The 17489-nt window shown below is 56.8% G+C and carries 17 protein-coding genes; all 17 read left to right on the top strand.

The features are described from left to right. Positions 1-40 precede the first annotated feature (40 nt). Positions 41-2824: a PAS domain S-box protein gene (locus tag CHB83_RS21930; protein WP_089334307.1), complete on the top strand. Its 2784-nt coding sequence runs from the start codon at positions 41-43 to the stop codon at positions 2822-2824. A 100-nt stretch (positions 2825-2924) separates the two neighbouring features. Then, entirely contained in the window at positions 2925-3296 is a 372-nt protein-coding gene (locus CHB83_RS21925) for an STAS domain-containing protein (RefSeq protein WP_089334306.1), read from the top strand. Positions 3297-3599: 303 nt separating this feature from the next. Continuing rightward, a complete protein-coding gene (locus tag CHB83_RS21920) occupies positions 3600-4442 on the top strand; it encodes a phosphatase PAP2 family protein (protein WP_089334305.1) in 843 nt (280 codons plus the stop codon). Between the two features lie 83 nt (positions 4443-4525). Then, positions 4526-4942 (top strand): EamA family transporter, encoded by a 417-nt coding sequence (locus CHB83_RS21915; RefSeq protein WP_089334304.1) that lies wholly within the window; start codon positions 4526-4528, stop codon positions 4940-4942. Between the two features lie 1069 nt (positions 4943-6011). Then, complete coding sequence (locus CHB83_RS21910) at positions 6012-7352, top strand: phenylacetate--CoA ligase family protein (RefSeq protein WP_089334303.1); 1341 nt, start codon at positions 6012-6014, stop codon at positions 7350-7352. A 42-nt stretch (positions 7353-7394) separates the two neighbouring features. Further along, positions 7395-7979, top strand: coding sequence for a TetR/AcrR family transcriptional regulator (locus CHB83_RS21905; protein ID WP_045689163.1), 585 nt, complete (start codon positions 7395-7397; stop codon positions 7977-7979). Between the two features lie 2 nt (positions 7980-7981). Further along, positions 7982-9061: a 1,2-phenylacetyl-CoA epoxidase subunit PaaE gene (paaE, locus tag CHB83_RS21900; protein ID WP_089334302.1), complete on the top strand. Its 1080-nt coding sequence runs from the start codon at positions 7982-7984 to the stop codon at positions 9059-9061. A gap of 752 nt (positions 9062-9813) precedes the next feature. Next, complete coding sequence (paaA, locus tag CHB83_RS21895) at positions 9814-10773, top strand: 1,2-phenylacetyl-CoA epoxidase subunit PaaA (RefSeq protein ID WP_179225604.1); 960 nt, start codon at positions 9814-9816, stop codon at positions 10771-10773. Between the two features lie 164 nt (positions 10774-10937). Continuing rightward, entirely contained in the window at positions 10938-11225 is a 288-nt protein-coding gene (paaB, locus tag CHB83_RS21890) for a 1,2-phenylacetyl-CoA epoxidase subunit PaaB (RefSeq protein ID WP_045689165.1), read from the top strand. Further along, a complete protein-coding gene (gene paaC / locus CHB83_RS21885; protein WP_218823224.1) occupies positions 11225-12031 on the top strand; it encodes a 1,2-phenylacetyl-CoA epoxidase subunit PaaC in 807 nt (268 codons plus the stop codon). The genes paaB and paaC overlap by 1 nt, the downstream gene beginning before the upstream one ends. After that, complete coding sequence (paaD, locus tag CHB83_RS21880; protein WP_089334300.1) at positions 12025-12537, top strand: 1,2-phenylacetyl-CoA epoxidase subunit PaaD; 513 nt, start codon at positions 12025-12027, stop codon at positions 12535-12537. Before paaC ends, paaD begins: the two co-directional genes overlap by 7 nt. A gap of 193 nt (positions 12538-12730) precedes the next feature. After that, a complete protein-coding gene (locus CHB83_RS21875; RefSeq protein ID WP_089334299.1) occupies positions 12731-13516 on the top strand; it encodes an enoyl-CoA hydratase-related protein in 786 nt (261 codons plus the stop codon). Then, complete coding sequence (locus tag CHB83_RS21870) at positions 13513-14691, top strand: 3-hydroxyacyl-CoA dehydrogenase NAD-binding domain-containing protein (RefSeq protein ID WP_089334298.1); 1179 nt, start codon at positions 13513-13515, stop codon at positions 14689-14691. The genes CHB83_RS21875 and CHB83_RS21870 overlap by 4 nt, the downstream gene beginning before the upstream one ends. Beyond that, positions 14669-15100: a hotdog fold thioesterase gene (locus CHB83_RS21865; RefSeq protein WP_089334297.1), complete on the top strand. Its 432-nt coding sequence runs from the start codon at positions 14669-14671 to the stop codon at positions 15098-15100. The genes CHB83_RS21870 and CHB83_RS21865 overlap by 23 nt, the downstream gene beginning before the upstream one ends. A gap of 56 nt (positions 15101-15156) precedes the next feature. Then, a complete protein-coding gene (pcaF, locus tag CHB83_RS21860; RefSeq protein WP_089334296.1) occupies positions 15157-16362 on the top strand; it encodes a 3-oxoadipyl-CoA thiolase in 1206 nt (401 codons plus the stop codon). Further along, positions 16359-16958, top strand: a complete 600-nt coding sequence (locus CHB83_RS21855; protein WP_055562739.1) for an acyltransferase — start codon at positions 16359-16361, stop codon at positions 16956-16958. The genes pcaF and CHB83_RS21855 overlap by 4 nt, the downstream gene beginning before the upstream one ends. A gap of 82 nt (positions 16959-17040) precedes the next feature. Next, positions 17041-17454: an Imm50 family immunity protein gene (locus CHB83_RS21850; RefSeq protein WP_089334295.1), complete on the top strand. Its 414-nt coding sequence runs from the start codon at positions 17041-17043 to the stop codon at positions 17452-17454. Positions 17455-17489 lie beyond the last annotated feature (35 nt).

Below are 17489 nucleotides of genomic sequence, written 5' to 3'. Positions count from 1 at the left end.
ACCGACCTACGTCCCTACGCTTTCTTTTATCTGGTATTCTATGAGCGAGCCTGAAAACGAGACTGGCCGCCCCACCCCCGACAAGCGGCAGCATGCCCTACAGCGACTACGCGAACAAGCTGAACGGCTACAGCACGTAACCCAAAGCTTACCCGATGGTACGCCTGCTTCGGTGCAGCGCTTAGTACAGGAAATGCAGACCAGCCAGATTGAGCTGGAAATGCAGTACGAGGAAGTGCAACTAGCTCAGGCTGAGGCCGAGTTGTTGCGCAAGCAGTATGAGGACCTCTACGAGTTTGCCCCGGTAGGATACTGCACCCTCACGGAAACTGGTGTAATTGAGCAGCTCAATATGCGCGCCTGCCAGTTGCTGGGCCTTGTGCGCAACAATGCCAGAGGCCGCCGCTTGGCCCTGTTTGTGGCACCAGAGTGCCGGGAAGAGTTTAGCGACTACCTCACGAGCTTGCGCCAAACAGGTACCCGCCAAGTATGCCACCTACACATGGTCAACGCCGAATCCGTACCCTTGTACATTCGGGTAGAAGGACAAGTGTGGGACGATGCCGCCACGGTGCCCACCTGCCGCTTGGCCCTGATTGATGTAACGGCGCAGCATCAGTTTCAGCAGGCCCTGGAACTAAGCGAGCAGCACTTTCGCATCCTGTTCGACCAAAACCAGGATGGTATGCTGCTCATGCGCGACAACCGCTTTGTGGACTGTAACCAGGCTGCCCTTCGTCTGTTGGGCCTGCGCAGCAAGGAGGAGCTGATTGGCCGCCACGCCTCCGTATTCTCGCCCGAGCGGCAGGCCAATGGCCAGTTTTCCCTGTTGCAAGCCGATGTGTACTGGGAAGAAGCCATTCGGCGGGGCCACTGCCGCTTTGAGTGGATGCGCCTGCGGGCTACCGGGGAGGTATTCTGGGAGGACATTCTGCTCACGGCCGTGCCCGACCCCGAAAACCACGGCCGTTTGATGGTGCACGCCATCTGGCGCGACATCACGCTCGAAAAGCAGGCTTCGCGGCGGGTTCAGGAAAGCGAAGAGCGGCTACAAATGGCCCTGGCGGCTTCCGACACCGGAGTGTGGATAATTGACTACACCACCAACCAGGTAACGTGGGATTTTCGCTCCCAGCAGATATTTGGGCGCCCCTTCAGTGCCGACCCGGCCCCGTTCCAAACACTTCAGGAGGCCATTCACCCCCATGACTTAGCCGGCGTAGCGGCTGCCCTGGAGCGCGCCGCCACCGATAACATCCCCTTCGATTTGGAGCACCGCATTGTGTGGCCCGATGGCACGGTGCGCCACTTGGCGGCCTTTGGGCGGGTACTGCGCGGAGACCGGGGCCAGCGGGAGCGGTTTGTGGGCCTGATGCGCGACATTACGGACCGCCGCGAAGCCGAGGAAGAGCTGGGCTACAAGAACCGCCTGCTGGAGCACATCTTGCAAAACATGCCCTTGGCACTTACCCAGCTGGCCCCCACCGACGAGTACCTGTCGGCTACGGGTGCGGGCTTGCAACGCCTTGGCATCACCGGCGACGACTTACTGGGCAAATCTAGCCGCACGTTGTACCCGCAAATGGCGCCCAGCATCACGGAGCTGCTAGCGGGCAAGCAGGTTTCTTTCCTAACTAAAATACCGCTGGCGGAAAACGAAGAAGCCTACTACCAGAGCTACGGCTTCTTCGATGAGCACCGCCAGGAGGGCGTGTGCTTCTCCATTGACGTGACGGAGCTGGAGCAAGGCAAGGAGCGCCTGCGCAACGAGCAGGAGTTCACCAAGAGCGTTCTTAATAGCACCATCGACATAGTAGTGGCCCTGAATGCCAAGCTTCACGTGACGGCCTGGAACGACAAAGCCGCCGCGCTGCTCCACCGCACCGAGGCCGAGGCCTTGGGCCAGCCCCTGGCCGTGGCCCTACCCGGCATAGCCACTGCCCCCGAGCTGCAACCCCATATTGAACGGGCACTAGCCGGGCAGCCCTCGGCCTATGCAAACTGGCCGGGCCAGCACCAGCCCCTTATTTTTGACCTCAACTTTGTACCCCTGGAAGGCCCCGATGGCAGCAGTGGCGTACTGCTCATTGCGTGCGACGTGACGGAGCGGAATGCCTTGCAGGCGGAAACCACCCAACTCAAGCTCCGCCAGCAAAAGGAGGTACTATCGGCCATTCTAACCACCCAGGAAGAGGAACGTCGCCGCATTGCGGAGGGCCTGCACAACGGGGTGGGCCAGCTACTGTACGCTACCCGGCTCAGCCTCGACAACATGCCCACGTCGGAACCGGTGCGCACCAGCCAGCGTCTCCTCGACGAGGCCATCCGGGCCACGCGTAGCATTTCTTTTGAGCTAACCCCTGGCATTCTGGAAGACTTTGGCTTAAGCACCGCCTTGCGGGAGCTGGTGAAACGCGTGCCGGCTCGCCACCTCGCCGTAGACCTCAACCTCACGCACCTGGACGAGCCCCTGCCCCGCCTCCTGCAAATAGCCGTGTACCGCATTGTGCAAGAGCTGCTCAGCAACGTGATGAAGCACGCCCAGGCCCAGGAGGTATTTGTGCAGGTAGCCCGGGCGGAAGGCATCGTACACATCAGCGTGGAAGACGACGGCATCGGCTTCGACCCCGACGCCGAGCGGGTCGAGCAGGGTATTGGGCTGGCGGGTATTCGCACGCGGGTAGAGCTACTCAGTGGCACCATTACCATTCGCTCCCTGCTGGGGCGGGGCACTACCGTTAGCCTTGAGCTACCCCTGCCAGCGTCCGAAGAGTCTGGTTCTGCGACAAATAGCAAGCGGAAATCAGGAAAAACACGGAGCTAAAATTCAGCGTTTCCCCCCTATTACCTCGTCCAGTGGAAAGCGTACTTTACTGACAGCTTGCACGCAGGCTTTCCCGGTCACTTTTCTCCCCTCCCTGGACATGGACACGAATCGATTGACGCTGTATGCGGGGGGTAGCCCCGGTCGCATGGGCTTGCAGTTGCGCGGACCTTGCGCCACCATTGCCGATGCGCAGGAGCTAGAGCAACGATTACGACGGCTGCTCAGCACGGGCATCACCATCCTCTGGATCGACTGTCGGCAGCTCAGCTACCTAAACCGCACGGGGCAACGCGCCTTGCTCAACACCGAACGGTACGCGCGTACCGTGGGGGCTACGTTGTTTTGGTGCGGGCTGACCAATTCTGTCTTGGAGGAGCTTCGGTCCTATGGCATGCACTTGCTGATGCGCATTTTGCCGGCTACCAGCTACATGGGTCCGGTAGAGTTTTTGCGTACTCCCCTGCACTAGCACCTTCCAAGGTGGCTACGGAGTAGATGGCACGTTTTCATTACTAGGCCTACCATAACTCACGGTGCATGTGGCAGCACTGCTAGGCGCATAGCACACGCCTGGTAATCACAACATAACATTGGCTTAACGATTACGTAACCCAAGCTTGCTGTCTGGCTGTCTGGTTTGCTGAGCGGCAGATCAGACAGCAAGCTTTTTTTTACTCATATTGTACTGAGGCAGCCCCGGCACGCAGTTACTACCCAGCCTGGGGCAGTACGGTACCTGGTGGTCGTAGCAGGTGTTGAAGCATTTTCGTTGATGAAGTCTCGTTTATACCAGGGCGTATTGGGGGTGGCTATCTGGGCCAGCTCGTTTACTACTAGTAGTGCACAGGTACTACCCACCGTACCTGCCGACACTACCCACAAGTTTGAAAATCCAAGTGGCGTACCCACGGTAGTAAAGCAGCCGTGGTACAAGGGCAAGCTGGTAAAAGCTACCGTCGTGCCGGCCGTTCTCATTGGGTACGGGGCTTACACCTTCAATGGGGGGGGCTTCTACACGAACCAGGAGGCAAACCGCGACATTCATAAGGTATTTCCCACCTTCCGCACCCGCGCCGACGACTTCCTGATTTTGGCGCCCTACCTGGAGTTGGGGGCTGTGGCCCTGGCCGGGGTAGAGTCGCGCAACGACCGAATCAACATTGGGCTGGTGGTGCTCAAGAGCGAGGCTATCATGCTCACCAGCGTTTTTCTGGTTAAGAACTTAACCCGCGAAACCCGCCCCGATGGCTCCGACAACCTCTCGTTTCCCTCGGGCCACACTGCGCAGGCTTTCCTGGCGGCTAGCATTGTGCACAATGAGTTCCGCGACCGAAGCCAGTGGTACGGCATTGGGGCGTATACCATTGCCACGAGCGTAGCCGCCCTGCGCATGATTAACAGCAAGCACTGGCAGAGCGATGTAGTGGCCGGGGCCGGCTTCGGTATTTTGTCTGCCCACTTGGGCTACCTCACGCACCGCAACCGATGGGGCCGCAAACCCACGCTCCCCACCGGCATGAACTTCCGGCCTACCTGGCTGCCCAACTATTCCATGGGCGCTACCACCGGGCTGAGTGGGGCACCAGGCTTTAGCTTTACTTGGCAGCCCCAGTAGCTGCTCATGCGCGCACAGCCATAGCCTTGCAGAGTTCTACCCCGTAGTAGAGTCTCCGAGGCTATTTCTTTTCTCTGCTTTTTATGTGGTGGATCTACGCGCTACTCTCCGCACTCTTTGCGGCTCTCACGGCCGTTATGGCCAAAATTGGCATCAAGGGAGTAGACTCCAATTTGGCTACGGCGGTGCGCACCGTGGTTATTCTTGTGCTAGCCTGGGGTATTGTGTACTTCCGGGGTGGGCTAGAGCAGGTACACACCCTCACGCGCACCAACTTGCTATTTCTGGGCTTGTCGGGTCTGGCTACCGGGCTTTCCTGGATTTTTTATTTCCGCGCCCTACAACTAGGCAAGGTGTCGCAGGTTGCCCCCGTCGATAAGCTGAGCGTAGCCCTAGCCATTCTTCTTTCAGTGGTGTTCTTGGGCGAGCAGCTCACGTGGCAAGCAGGCATTGGCGCCGGCCTTATCATCGTAGGCACCCTAGTCTTGATTTGGGGATAGCGCGCACCTACTACGCTTCTTACTCTGACTACGAACTGCTACTTGCACTAGCTCAGTACAAGCATGCCTATTCAGCACAGCTTAAAAACAGGCCGGCCGAACCAGAAGCGTCTTCTGGTTCGGCCGGTTGCATTTGTTTCGGATCCCGATGGCAGCCAGTTGTGGGAATTGAGCTGATCGGTTGTCAACGAAATTGCCGGACTAGGTGGGAATTCATCCGGTAATCAGAACGTGGGAATTAGGCTTTCTTAACGGGTGGGGTTGTGCTGAAAGCCTGTGCAATACTACAAAGGATTTTTTACAAATGGTAAGTGATTGGTCATTTTTTATAAGTATTCACTCACCTTACAAAAGGCATTTTCCAAATCTATGCACATAAGCATCTGTTTTACAAACAAATAACTATAAAAAACACACATCCACCATATTTCCCCTTTAAGCAAAAAGCCAAAATTTTGTAAGTATCATCCAGTGGTTCATCACCAGTTCCCCACAATATGTAGGCGCTTCATTTGGTGAATTAATGTTTCTACTTACCTCATTTATGGGGCCTTTGGGTGGCTGCCGCACCAGAAGCACCTATAAGGCACTAGTAGCGGAGAAATATCTAGCTGTATTACTTCTGCTATGAACACGCGGATTGGCGTCCTATTGCCCAAGGTCAGTTACAAAATAGAGGAGGCTAAGTTGTCACTTCCCATCAGATCAAGCTAAGGAATGTGACTAGCAAGCAGTGGCACCATCCCATAGTGTTTCTACCCTAGTGTATATAGCATCATGCAACAGGCAAAGGCCTAAATAGCTTTCAGCCTTCTCACACTACTTACCTCAGGAAAGAACTACCATACCCACTTATAAGATGATCGAATAGGTAGATATAATGGCAGTAAACATCGTTTTTTCTTTTGTAAGTGATTACACACTTTGCATGTAACTAGGGCAAAAGCTGACTATACGCAGTGAAAAGGCAGTCGCCCTTCTTACTATTTTCTCAATGCAAACTAACAAACATTCGTTTGCTATAATTAGTTAGTACCTTGCTGCTCCTGCCACTCTTCTTGCCCCACCCATGCTATTCAACCCCGACATAGAACGCCTGCCGCTACCGCAGCTTCGGGCCTTGCAAAATGCTCGCCTGAAGGAGCAGGTGCAGTATGTGTATCAGCGGGTGCCGTTTTACCAGCAGAAGTTTGATGCCCTAGGTATTAATCCTGCCACCTTCCGAGGCCTAGAGGACCTGCCACAATTGGGCTTCACCAAGAAAACAGACTTCCGCGACAACTACCCGTTTGGCTTGTTTGCGGTGCCCCAGCAGGAGGTAGCACGCCTGCACTGCTCTAGCGGCACCACCGGTAAAGCAACGGTAGTAGGCTACACAGCCGAGGACCTGGGCATATTTGCGGAGGTAGTGGCGCGCTCCTTGGCCGCGGCGGGCTGCCGACCGGGCATGAAAATGCAGAATGCCTACGGCTACGGCCTATTCACGGGCGGCCTGGGCATTCACTACGGCGCCGAAAAGCTGGGCCTCACGGTCATTCCCGTATCGGGCGGCAGCACCGACCGGCAGCTGCAGTTACTACAGGATTTTCGGCCCGAAATCATTTGCGCTACTCCTTCCTACGCTCAGGTATTGGCTGAGGAGGTCAAGCGCCGTAGTATTCCGCTGGAAGCCATTAACCTGCGCTACGCAGTACTGGGGGCCGAGCCTTGGAGCGAGGCCATCCGTCACCAAGTACAGCAGGGTCTCAAGGTAGAAGCCACCAACATCTACGGCCTTAGCGAGATTATCGGCCCAGGTGTGTCTCAGGAAGATGCGGACGAGCGGGGCACGGGCAGCTACATCTGGGAAGACCACTTCTACCCTGAAGTGGTAGACCGTGAAACTGGCGAGCCGGTGGCGGAGGGTGAGTATGGCGTATTGGTACTTACCACGCTCACCAAGAAGGCCATGCCCATTCTGCGCTACTGGACCGGCGACATCACTACTATATACTACGAGCACTCTTACAAGCGCACCCACGTGAAGATGGCCCCCATCCGGGGCCGCGCCGATGATATGCTCATCATTCGCGGCGTCAACTTTTTCCCTACGCAGGTAGAGGACATCATCAGCACCCTCGACCACGTGAGCCCCTGTTACCAGGTAGTAGCCTCGCGCCAGGGCAGCATGGATGAGGTAGAAATAAGCGTGGAGGTAGACGAGCAACTGATGCGCCAGCTAGGCCTCGAAACACTAACCGAGGAGGTTGTGCAACAGCACGAGTGCCTACAGAAGTTGAAGGGCGCTTTTGCCAAGAAAATCAAGGACAACATTGGCCTAAGCATGAAAGTGACGCTGCTTGGCTGCGGGCAACTGCCGCGTAGTGAAGGCGGCAAATTAAGTCGCGTCAAAGATTTGCGCAATCTTTAGAAGGCCGTTGGCGTACGGCTACTGACCTTCTACTTCCCACCTATGATTACGACACGCAAAACCAACAAACGGCAGCTCATCCTGGAAGAAGCGGCTAAGCTGTTCAAGCAAAAAGGCTTTAGTGGCACTTCTATGCGCGATTTAGCCGGCGAAGTGGGCATTGAAGCCGCTAGCATGTACAACCACATCAAGTCTAAAGACGAGATTCTGGAGCTGATTTGCTTCCGCGTGTCGAGCACTTACATTTCCCAGTTGGCCGAAATAGAAGCCACTGCCGCGCCGTACGTCGAGAAAATCAAGTCCCTGATTCGTCTGCACATCCGCCTCATGATTGAGGACGGCGCGGCCGTATCGGTGGGTAATCACGATTGGAAGTACCTGCGAGAGCCTGCCCTCACGGAGTTCAAGCAAGCCCGCAAGCAGTACGAAAAGGGATTTGCCGCCCTGATTGAGCAAGGCATTGCCGCAGGCGAGTTTCAGCCCGTCAACGTGTCGGTGGCCCTGTTCACCATTCTGTCGGCCGTGCGCTGGGTTGAGCTCTGGTACCGTCCCGGCCGCGAGCTATCGGCCGAAGAGTTGGAAGACAACATCATTACCATGCTCCTCACCGGGCTGGAGAAAAAGTAGTTATGAGTCGTTTTCATAAAGTTAGAATCAAAAGCATCGTGCGCGAAACGCCGGACTGCGTGAGCGTATCCCTGGATGTGCCCGCCGACCTGCGCGAAACGTTCAGGTTCACCCAGGGCCAGTACCTCACCTTCCGCCGCGAGCACGAAGGCGAGGAACTGCGCCGTTCCTACTCCATTTGCAGCAGCCCCCTCGATAATGAGTGGCGGGTAGCCATTAAGAAAGTACCAGAAGGTCGGTTTTCCTCCTTGGCCGTGGAAACGCTGCGCGTGGGCGAGGAGTTGGAGGTGATGCCTCCTATGGGCCACTTCTACACCGAGTTGCACCCCGAGCAGCAGAAGCTCTACGTAGCCTTTGCGGCGGGTAGCGGCATTACGCCGGTGATGTCCATCATCAAAACGGTGCTTTTGACCGAGCCGCACAGCCGGGTGTATCTGATTTATGGAAACCGGGGGCGCAACTCCATCATTTTCAAGGAGGAGATTGAGGCTCTGAAAAACCGGTTCGTAGACCGCCTCAGCGTGTATCACATCCTCAGCCGCGAGCAGGGCGACACCGACCTGCTGTTCGGCCGCATCAACGCCGAAAAAGCTCGCTTGTTCTTACAGAAGATTGTGCCCGCCCGCGAGATTGACGAGTGCTTTCTCTGCGGCCCCGAGGAAATGATTAACGACGTGAAGGACGTGCTGGCCGAGGCTGGGGTAGCCCCCGAAAAAATCCACTTCGAGATGTTTGGCTCCGCTGGTAACGCTCAGCGTGCTGCCGCCCGCCAGGCCCAGCGACCCGCCGGCCAGGATGACAAGCACAGCCAGGTGACCGTGCAACTAGAAGGCACCAAGCGCATCCTAGAAATGTCGTACTACGGCGACACCATTCTAGATGCCCTGCTTGAAACCGGCGCCGATGCGCCCTACTCCTGCAAAAACGGCATGTGCAGCACCTGCCGCTGCCGCGTAACGGAAGGCACCGTAGAAATGGACGTTAACTACTCCCTCTCGGACACCGAAGTGGCCAAAGGCTACGTCCTTTCCTGCCAGGCCCGCCCTACTTCGGAAAAAGTGGTTGTGGATTTTGACCAGTAAGACCAAAGACTAACCCCCTCCTTTAGAAAATAGGAGTTGAGGTAGGCTAAAGCAATGCAAGCATTGGCTTTTGACTTCGCATTAATTATTAGCCGATAGCATTATGCATAATAGCTTGTTTATCTGCTGTATAGGTTTGATAGTTTTTTTCTTGGCAGCCTGTGAGGCTACTGGTGGATCTGAACAGACGATATTAAAAAACTCTGCCCACCTGGAAGGCCGCTGGAATTATGACTCCATTGGACTCGATTGTTATAGTGCCGATTTAAAGTACCAAGGTGGTAGCACTGAGCCGGTGCGAGCCGGTGCCGTTCTTACTATTGGGCCAAACAGTTGGGTGTACTCCGGCAGCTTGCACGAAACACATGATTATACCTGCAATGGGCAAAAGCTAATTCTACGCCGCATAGGCGATACTAGAATGGTTCGGAATGGCTACATCGTACCGGAGAGTGTTGGGCAAGCAATAGGCCGCCCTAGTCAGCATGACATTGTACTCCTTACCTCTACCCGATTGATTGTGCGCGATAGTGTAAATGCGGTTAGTTCAAATTGTGGTCCAGGAAGGTGTTTTTGCGTAGTCAGATTCTACTACTCTCGTTAAGCGCTATTGCGTTCCTAGGGTCATCCTTATATTATACGGACTGAGGAAACACCTCTTTTTGCTGCCCCACCAAGCAACAAAAGCTTCATAACCCAAACTTTTCTCTACATTTAACTAACGAATGTTAGTTAATCTTTGTTTAAGAGGCATGGAAACGCTAGAACTCACCCAGGAAGAACAGTTTCAGGCCCGCATTGACGCCGATATGCGCATTGAGCCCAAGGATTGGATGCCCGATGCCTACCGCAAAACCCTGATCCGGCAGATTTCGCAGCACGCGCACTCTGAGCTGGTGGGCATGCTGCCGGAAGGCAACTGGATTACCCGCGCCCCTTCACTCAAGCGCAAATCCATTCTGCTGGCTAAGGTGCAAGACGAAGCCGGCCACGGCCTCTACCTCTACTCCGCCGCTGAAACCCTAGGTACTTCCCGCGACCAAATGCTGGCCGACCTGCACTCAGGCAAAGCCAAGTATTCGAGCATTTTCAACTACCCTACCCTCAGCTGGGCCGATATGGGCTGCGTGGGCTGGCTCGTAGATGGCGCCGCCATTCTAAACCAGGTACCGCTCTGCCGCACCTCCTATGGCCCCTATGCCCGCGCCATGGTGCGGGTGTGCAAGGAAGAGAGCTTCCACCAGCGCCAGGGCTTTGAAATCATGCAGACCCTGTGCGAGGGCTCACCGGAACAGAAGGCCATGGCCCAGGAAGGCCTCAACCGCTGGTGGTGGCCCACGCTGATGATGTTCGGCCCCAAAGATTCGGAATCACCCAACACGGCCCAGTCGATGAACTGGCGCATCAAGCGCTTTACCAACGACGAACTGCGCCAGAAGTTTGTGGATATGATGGTGCCCCAGGCCGAGTTCCTGGGCCTCACCGTACCTGACCCCAACCTGAAATGGAACGAAGCCAAACAGGGCTACGACTTCGGCGACGTAGACTGGGAAGAATTCTGGAACGTGGTGAAGGGCAACGGTATGTGCAACAAGGAGCGCCTGCAAGCCCGCGTACAGGCTCACGAAGAAGGCGCTTGGGTGCGCGAAGCTGCCCTGGCCCACGCTGAGAAACGCCAGCAGCGCGAGGCCGCTAAAGCAGCAGCAGCCTAACCTGTAGAAACCCGTCCTGTTACGCTAGTCAAGATATTTTGCTTGAATGCGGAGGTTTCCACCCACCCTCCGCCCGCGAGATACCGTGGCAAGCGTAGCAGGACGGCCAATTTTCCTGGGTCTACTACCTCCCGAGACCTTAGCTTTCAAGATTCAACCGCATCATGTCCCAGAAAGAATGGCCGCTGTGGGAAGTTTTCATCCGCAGCAAGCAGGGCCTCGATCATAAGCACGTGGGCAGCCTCCACGCCGCCGACGCTGAAATGGCCATCCAGAACGCCCGCGACGTGTATACGCGCCGCCTCGAAGGCGTGAGCATTTGGGTGGTGGAATCTAAGCACGTGCACGCCTCCAACCCCGACGACGCACAGGCTTTTTACGAGCCAGCCAACGATAAAATCTACCGCCATCCGACCTTCTATCAGGTGCCGGATTCCATCAAGCACATGTAATGATGACGGACCCCACAATGCCCTCTCAAGCCGCGGCGGCCAGCTCCCCGGAAACCCCGACCCAGCTGTTTCACTACGTGCTGCAACTGGCTGATACCAGCCTGATCCTGGCGCACCGCCTATCAGAGTGGTGCGGGCATGGGCCTATTCTGGAGCAGGACCTGGCCATGGCCAACATTGCCCTGGACTTACTGGGCGAGGCGCGCAGCTACTACCAGTACGCCGCCGAGTTGGAAGGTAAGGGCCGCACTGAGGACGATTTGGCCTACCTGCGTAGCGCCGTGGAATATCGCAACCCGCTGCTGGTAGAGCAGCCCAACGGCGACTTTGCCAGCACCATCCTGCGCCAGTTTATCTACGACGCATTCCACTACCACCTGTTACTTCAATTGAAGTCGGGACCCGATGCGCAGCTAGCAGCCATTGCTGAGAAATCGGTGAAGGAAGCAGCCTACCATATCAAGTGGAGCTCGGAGTGGGTCATTCGCCTAGGAGACGGCACGGAGGAAAGCCGCCGCCGCGTGGAAAAAGCCATAGAGAACCTGTGGCGCTATGCGGGCGAGCTGACTACCCCTTCTGCCACCGAAAAAGCGTTGCAGGCTGCGGGCTTCCTGCCCGACTATGTTGCTATTCAGCAGCAGATAGACGCCCACGTAGTCCGCGTATTCGAGGAGGCAACGCTGCCTGTGCCCCAGGGCGTGTTCATGCAGAAAGGTGGCAAAGATGGCCGCCACTCCGAGCACCTAGGCTACCTGCTGGCAGAGCTGCAATATCTTCAACGGACCTACCCCGGCTTGCAATGGTAGAGCACCTAGCGGCACCCACTGAGGAGCACATCTGGCAACTGCTGGAGGAGGTTTCCGACCCGGAAGTGCCCGTGCTCAGTATTCTGGACCTGGGCATTGTGCGCGCGGTGCGGGTAGCAGGTGAGGAAGTCCACGTCACCATCACACCTACCTACTCTGGCTGCCCGGCCATGAACACCATTGCTACCGAAATCCGGCTGCGGCTGCTTTCGGAAGGTATCACCAAGCTGCACATCCACAACCAGCTTAGCCCAGCCTGGACCACAGATTGGATGAGCCAAGCGGGCCGCGAGAAACTGGAAGCCTACGGCATTGCCCCCCCCGTTGATGGTACTGCCACCGGCCATTTGCTCAACCTGTTTGGGGCTGACACGGCCGTCCGCTGCCCGCTCTGCAAGTCGGAGCATACGCACCTGGTTAGCCAGTTCGGCTCTACTGCCTGCAAAGCCCACTACCAGTGCGACGACTGCCTAGAGCCCTTCGACTACTTCAAATGCCACGCCTAATTAAAGCTAGAAGCTAGTTCCCCTCCTCAGTTGAGGAGGGGCTAGGGGTGGTTGACTATTCGTTGAGCACCCTCTAATGCTAGCTCTAGCAACTGTTCCATCAGCATCAACCACCCCTAGCCCCCTCTGCCTGATGCGCAGAATCATCAGCGGAGGGGACTAGCTTCTAGCTCTCGTAAACTCCCTACTACTCATGTCCGAAACTCCTTCCCTGCTATTCTCGATTGATGGCGGCGTTGCTACCATCTGCTTCAACCGGCCCCAGGTTTTCAACAGCGTCAACAGAGAAGTGGCGCTGGCGTTGCAGCAGCACTTGCGCGAGTGCCAGCAAGACCCGGCCGTGCGCGCCGTGCTACTCACTGGCACCGGTAAAGCCTTTTGTGCTGGTCAAGACCTGGCAGAAATTACGGGTCCTGATAGTCCCGAGGTAGCCGAGATTGTAGAGAAGCTGTATAACCCCATCGTGGAGTTGATTCGGGCCTTGGAGAAGCCGGTGGTAGCGGCCGTGAACGGCGTAGCCGCTGGCGCCGGTGCCAACCTGGCCCTCGCCTGCGACATTGTGGTAGCGAAGGAATCGGCTTCGTTTATTCAGGCGTTCAGCAAGATTGGCTTGATTCCCGACAGCGCGGGCACTTTCTTCCTGCCCCGCCTCATTGGCATGCAGCGCGCTTCGGCCCTTATGATGACTGGCGACAAGGTATCGGCCGCCGAAGCCGTGCAGATGGGCATGATCTACAAAACCTTCCCCGACGAGACCTTTGAACAGGAAGCCTTGGCCTTAGTGAAGAAGCTAGCCGCCATGCCCACCAAAGGCTTAGCTTACACGAAGGAACTGCTGAACGTATCATTCAGCAACGACCTGACCCAGCAGTTGCGCTACGAAGCCGACTTCCAGCTGCGGGCCGGTGCCACCGCCGATTATAAGGAAGGCGTAGCAGCTTTTATGGAGAAACGTCAACCTAGCTTCACAGGTCAATGATTGTCGGCATCATTGGGAGTGGGGCCATGGGCGCGGGCATTGCCCAGGTGGTAGCCACCGCGGGCCATACCGTACGCCTCCTCGACCAGAACACCCAGGCCCTGCAACGCGCTGGCCATTCGATTCAAGGCAGCCTCACGAAGCTAGCTGAGAAAGGTAAGCTGACGGCTGAGGCAGCTACTGCCATCTTCGGTCGCCTGCAGCTTACGGAAGACATCCATTCTTTCTCTGACTGTGAGTTGGTTCTGGAAGCCATTGTGGAAGACCTCCCGGTGAAGCAGCAGCTGTTTCGGGAGGTAGAGCTACTGGTATCTGATACGTGCATCCTGGCGAGCAACACCTCGTCGCTATCTATTGCATCTATTGCCGCGGCTTGCCAGAAGCCGGAACGCTTTATTGGGATTCACTTTTTCAACCCTGCTCCTCTTATGCAACTGGTTGAGGTGATTCCGGCCGTGCAAACGCGCGCCGGGCTGGCCGAGGAGGTGCGCGGCCTGGTGCAGAGCTGGGGCAAGTTGCCCGTACTGACCAAAGACACGCCGGGCTTCATCGTAAACCGCGTGGCGCGGCCGTTCTACGGCGAGGCCATCCGGGTGCTGGAAGAAGGTATTGCCGATATGGCGACCATCGACTGGGCCATGACGGAGTTGGGTGGCTTTCGCATGGGGCCGTTTGCCCTGATGGATTTCATCGGCCACGATGTAAACTACCGCGTTACGGAGTCGGTTTTCACGTCCTTCTTCTACGACCCGCGCTACAAGCCTTCCTTCACCCAGAAGCGCCTGTTTGAGGCGGGCTACTACGGACGCAAGTCGGGCCGCGGCTTCTACAGCTACGCCGACAGTGCTACACCGCCCCAGCCTACCCGCGACGAAGCCCTAGGCCGCTTGGTGCTCAACCGCATCTTAGCTATGCTCATCAACGAAGCCGTGGATGCGCTAGCCCTGAACGTAGCATCGAAGCAAGACCTGGAGCTAGCCATGACCAAGGGTGTAAACTACCCGCAAGGCCTACTAGCCTGGGCCGATGCACTCGGCCTCGAAAACGTGCTCCAGACCCTGGACAGCCTCTACGACGAATACCACGAGGACCGCTACCGCGCCAGCCCGCTCCTGCGCCGCATGGTGAAGGCCGGCCAGACTTTCTTTCAGCATGAGCCAGCCGCCAGCCACTAACAGCCCAGCGGAGGTCGTGAAGGACCGGATGCTGCAGCATGACGCCTTTAGCAAGCTGCTCGGGCTAGAAGTAGATGAGGTGGGACCAGGGTACTGCCGTTTGCACTTCACGGTGCGGCCCGACATGCTCAACGGCTTTGCGGCCCTGCACGGCGGCGTTACGTTCTCGGCGGCCGACTCGGCGTTTGCCTTTGCCTGCAACAGCCACGGCCGCCAAAGTGTGGGCCTCACCGTCACCATCGACTATCTGGAGGCTGGCAAGCTAGGCGACGTCATCACGGTGGAAGCGCGGGAAGAAGGTCTCAAGCATAAAGTAGGCGTGTACCAGATTCGCGCCACCAACCAGTACGGTGTGGCGTTAGCCTTATTCAAGGGCACCGCCTACCGCACCAGCAAGGAAATATTGTAAAAATGAATGAACGTCATGCTTCGACAAGCTCAGCATGACGGTTGATAGCTAATAAAATGAACCAAGCCTATATCATCGACGGTATCCGGACGCCCATCGGCAACTTCGGCGGCACGCTGTCCGCTGTTCGTCCCGATGACATGGCGGCCCTGGTTATCCAGGAACTCCTGAAGCGTAATGCCACAGTCGATCCGGCCGCTATTGCCGACGTTATTCTGGGCTGTGCCAACCAAGCAGGGGAGGATAACCGCAACGTGGCCCGCATGGCGTTGCTGCTGGCGGGTCTGCCTACCTCCGTGCCCGGCGAAACCGTGAACCGCCTCTGCGCCTCGGGCCTTTCGGCCAGCATTGCTGCCGCCCGCGCCATCCAGAGCGGCGACGGGGACTTGTTCATCTCCGGCGGGGTAGAAAGCATGACCCGCGCGCCCTACGTCATGTCGAAGCCAACCAAAGCCTTTGGCACCGACTCCAAGATGTATGATTCCAGCTTCGGCTGGCGCTTTGTGAATGCCCGGCTGGAGGAGCTTTACGGCACTGACGCCATGGGCGAAACGGCCGAAAACCTCGTGGACCAATACCACATCAGCCGCGAAGACCAGGACCAGTTTGCCTACGACTCCCACCAGCGGGCCGGCCGTGCCCGCGACTCGGGCCGCTTTGCCGAGGAAATCGTACCCGTGGCGATTCCCCAGCGTAAGGGCGAGCCGGTGCTGTTTGCGGAGGACGAGTTCATCAAGTCGAACACTACCCTCGATGGGCTGGCCAAGCTCCGCCCCGCCTTCCGAAAGAACGGCTCCGTAACGGCCGGCAACTCCTCGGGCCTGAATGATGGCGCAGCAGCGTTGCTGCTGGCCTCAGAAGCAGGTATTAAGCAGCATAACCTTACCCCCCGAGCCCGCATCGTGAGCATGGGGGTAGCGGGCGTGGAGCCGCGAACCATGGGTATCGGGCCCGTGCCAGCGTCGCAACAGGCCCTGAAGAAGGCTGGCCTTACGCTGGACCAGATGGATATCATTGAATTCAATGAGGCCTTTGCTGCCCAAACGTTGGCCTGCGTGCGCGGCCTAGGCTTGGAAGGCAGCGACCCGCGCATCAACCCCAACGGGGGCGCCATTGCGCTGGGCCACCCCCTAGGCATGAGTGGGGCCCGCATCCTCAACACGGCTGCTCTGGAGCTGCACAAGCAAAACAAGCGCTACGCTCTTATCACCATGTGCGTAGGCGTGGGCCAGGGCTATGCTGCCATCATCGAAAAGGTATGATCTACGCGTTCAATGGCTTCGTTCCGGTAGTACATGAGTCGGCGTTTGTGCACCCGCAGGCGGCCGTGACGGGCAACGTCATTATCGGCCGCAACGTGTACATCGGGCCGGGCGCGGCCATTCGCGGCGACTGGGGCCAGATCATCATCGAAGACAATTGCAACGTGCAGGAAAACTGCACCGTGCACATGTTTCCTGGTACCACTACCCGGCTCAAGGAAATGGCCCACATCGGCCACGGCGCTATTATTCACGGGGCTACTGTGGGCCGCAATGTGCTAGTAGGCATGAATGCCGTGCTCATGGACCGCGTGGAAATCGGCGACGAAAGCATCATCGGGGCTCTGAGCTTTATCAAAGCCGATGAGGTGATTCCGCCGCGCAGCCTGGTAGTAGGCAATCCGCACAAAATCATTCGACAGGTCAGCGACGAAATGCTAGCCTGGAAAACGGAAGGCACCCGCATCTACATGCAGCTACCCGCTGACCTTCACGCTACCCTACAGCCCTGCGAGCCCCTGCGTGAAGTACCCGCCGACCGACAAGTGCAGCAAGGCGGTTACCAGACATGGGCTGAGCGCAAAGCCATTGATTAGGCTCAAAAACCTGAAAGAACGTCATGCTGAGCCCCGCGAAGCATCTCTCTCACTTCGTCTGGCTTAAAGCACTATTAGTATTATGAGCAAAACAGAAAGTCCAGCTGTCAGCCAAATAGTCAATGCTGAGATTGTGCGTGAGTACTTTGGCTACTGGCCAGACTTTCATGATGCTGAAATTACTAAGGTCACCTTCCAAGCTCATCCAGGTTATCGAGCCTCAGTAACGTTCGTAATTGCTGCTTTCGAAATGACCAGAGAAGTTGATGAAAGAGGCCACTACATACTCACAAAACATTGTGCTATAGAAATTCAATTTACTGGCATACAAGAATTAACGTTCGATTATTTCAGTCACCAAAACGTCATTTTTGAACTCATATTCGAAGAAGCCGGGAGTAACGTCGAATGCCGATTTGTTTCCTCCGTCGGATTAGATGCATCCATTGTTGCTGAGGAAGTACTGGTACTAAGCTTAACCCCAACGAACGGGTAGCAACTGGTCCTCCGCCTATCTCCGGAACGGTGCAT

Origin of the sequence: Hymenobacter mucosus (assembly GCF_900188255.1) — a bacterium.
GTDB lineage: Bacteria > Bacteroidota > Bacteroidia > Cytophagales > Hymenobacteraceae > Hymenobacter > Hymenobacter mucosus.
Note: the sequence above shows the minus strand (reverse complement) of the source record. Positions and strands in the feature narration are given on the sequence as shown.

Bases quoted from the DNA above. Each gene is read 5' to 3' on its own strand.
- CHB83_RS21930 (WP_089334307.1), top strand. From the start codon at position 41: ATGAGCGAGCCTGAAAACGAGACTGGCCGCCCCACCCCCGACAAGCGG.
- CHB83_RS21925 (WP_089334306.1), top strand. From the start codon at position 2,925: ATGGACACGAATCGATTGACGCTGTATGCGGGGGGTAGCCCCGGTCGC.
- CHB83_RS21920 (WP_089334305.1), top strand. From the start codon at position 3,600: ATGAAGTCTCGTTTATACCAGGGCGTATTGGGGGTGGCTATCTGGGCC.
- CHB83_RS21915 (WP_089334304.1), top strand. From the start codon at position 4,526: ATGTGGTGGATCTACGCGCTACTCTCCGCACTCTTTGCGGCTCTCACG.
- CHB83_RS21910 (WP_089334303.1), top strand. From the start codon at position 6,012: ATGCTATTCAACCCCGACATAGAACGCCTGCCGCTACCGCAGCTTCGG.
- CHB83_RS21905 (WP_045689163.1), top strand. From the start codon at position 7,395: ATGATTACGACACGCAAAACCAACAAACGGCAGCTCATCCTGGAAGAA.
- paaE (WP_089334302.1), top strand. From the start codon at position 7,982: ATGAGTCGTTTTCATAAAGTTAGAATCAAAAGCATCGTGCGCGAAACG.
- paaA (WP_179225604.1), top strand. From the start codon at position 9,814: ATGGAAACGCTAGAACTCACCCAGGAAGAACAGTTTCAGGCCCGCATT.
- paaB (WP_045689165.1), top strand. From the start codon at position 10,938: ATGTCCCAGAAAGAATGGCCGCTGTGGGAAGTTTTCATCCGCAGCAAG.
- paaC (WP_218823224.1), top strand. From the start codon at position 11,225: ATGATGACGGACCCCACAATGCCCTCTCAAGCCGCGGCGGCCAGCTCC.
- paaD (WP_089334300.1), top strand. From the start codon at position 12,025: ATGGTAGAGCACCTAGCGGCACCCACTGAGGAGCACATCTGGCAACTG.
- CHB83_RS21875 (WP_089334299.1), top strand. From the start codon at position 12,731: ATGTCCGAAACTCCTTCCCTGCTATTCTCGATTGATGGCGGCGTTGCT.
- CHB83_RS21870 (WP_089334298.1), top strand. From the start codon at position 13,513: ATGATTGTCGGCATCATTGGGAGTGGGGCCATGGGCGCGGGCATTGCC.
- CHB83_RS21865 (WP_089334297.1), top strand. From the start codon at position 14,669: ATGAGCCAGCCGCCAGCCACTAACAGCCCAGCGGAGGTCGTGAAGGAC.
- pcaF (WP_089334296.1), top strand. From the start codon at position 15,157: ATGAACCAAGCCTATATCATCGACGGTATCCGGACGCCCATCGGCAAC.
- CHB83_RS21855 (WP_055562739.1), top strand. From the start codon at position 16,359: ATGATCTACGCGTTCAATGGCTTCGTTCCGGTAGTACATGAGTCGGCG.
- CHB83_RS21850 (WP_089334295.1), top strand. From the start codon at position 17,041: ATGAGCAAAACAGAAAGTCCAGCTGTCAGCCAAATAGTCAATGCTGAG.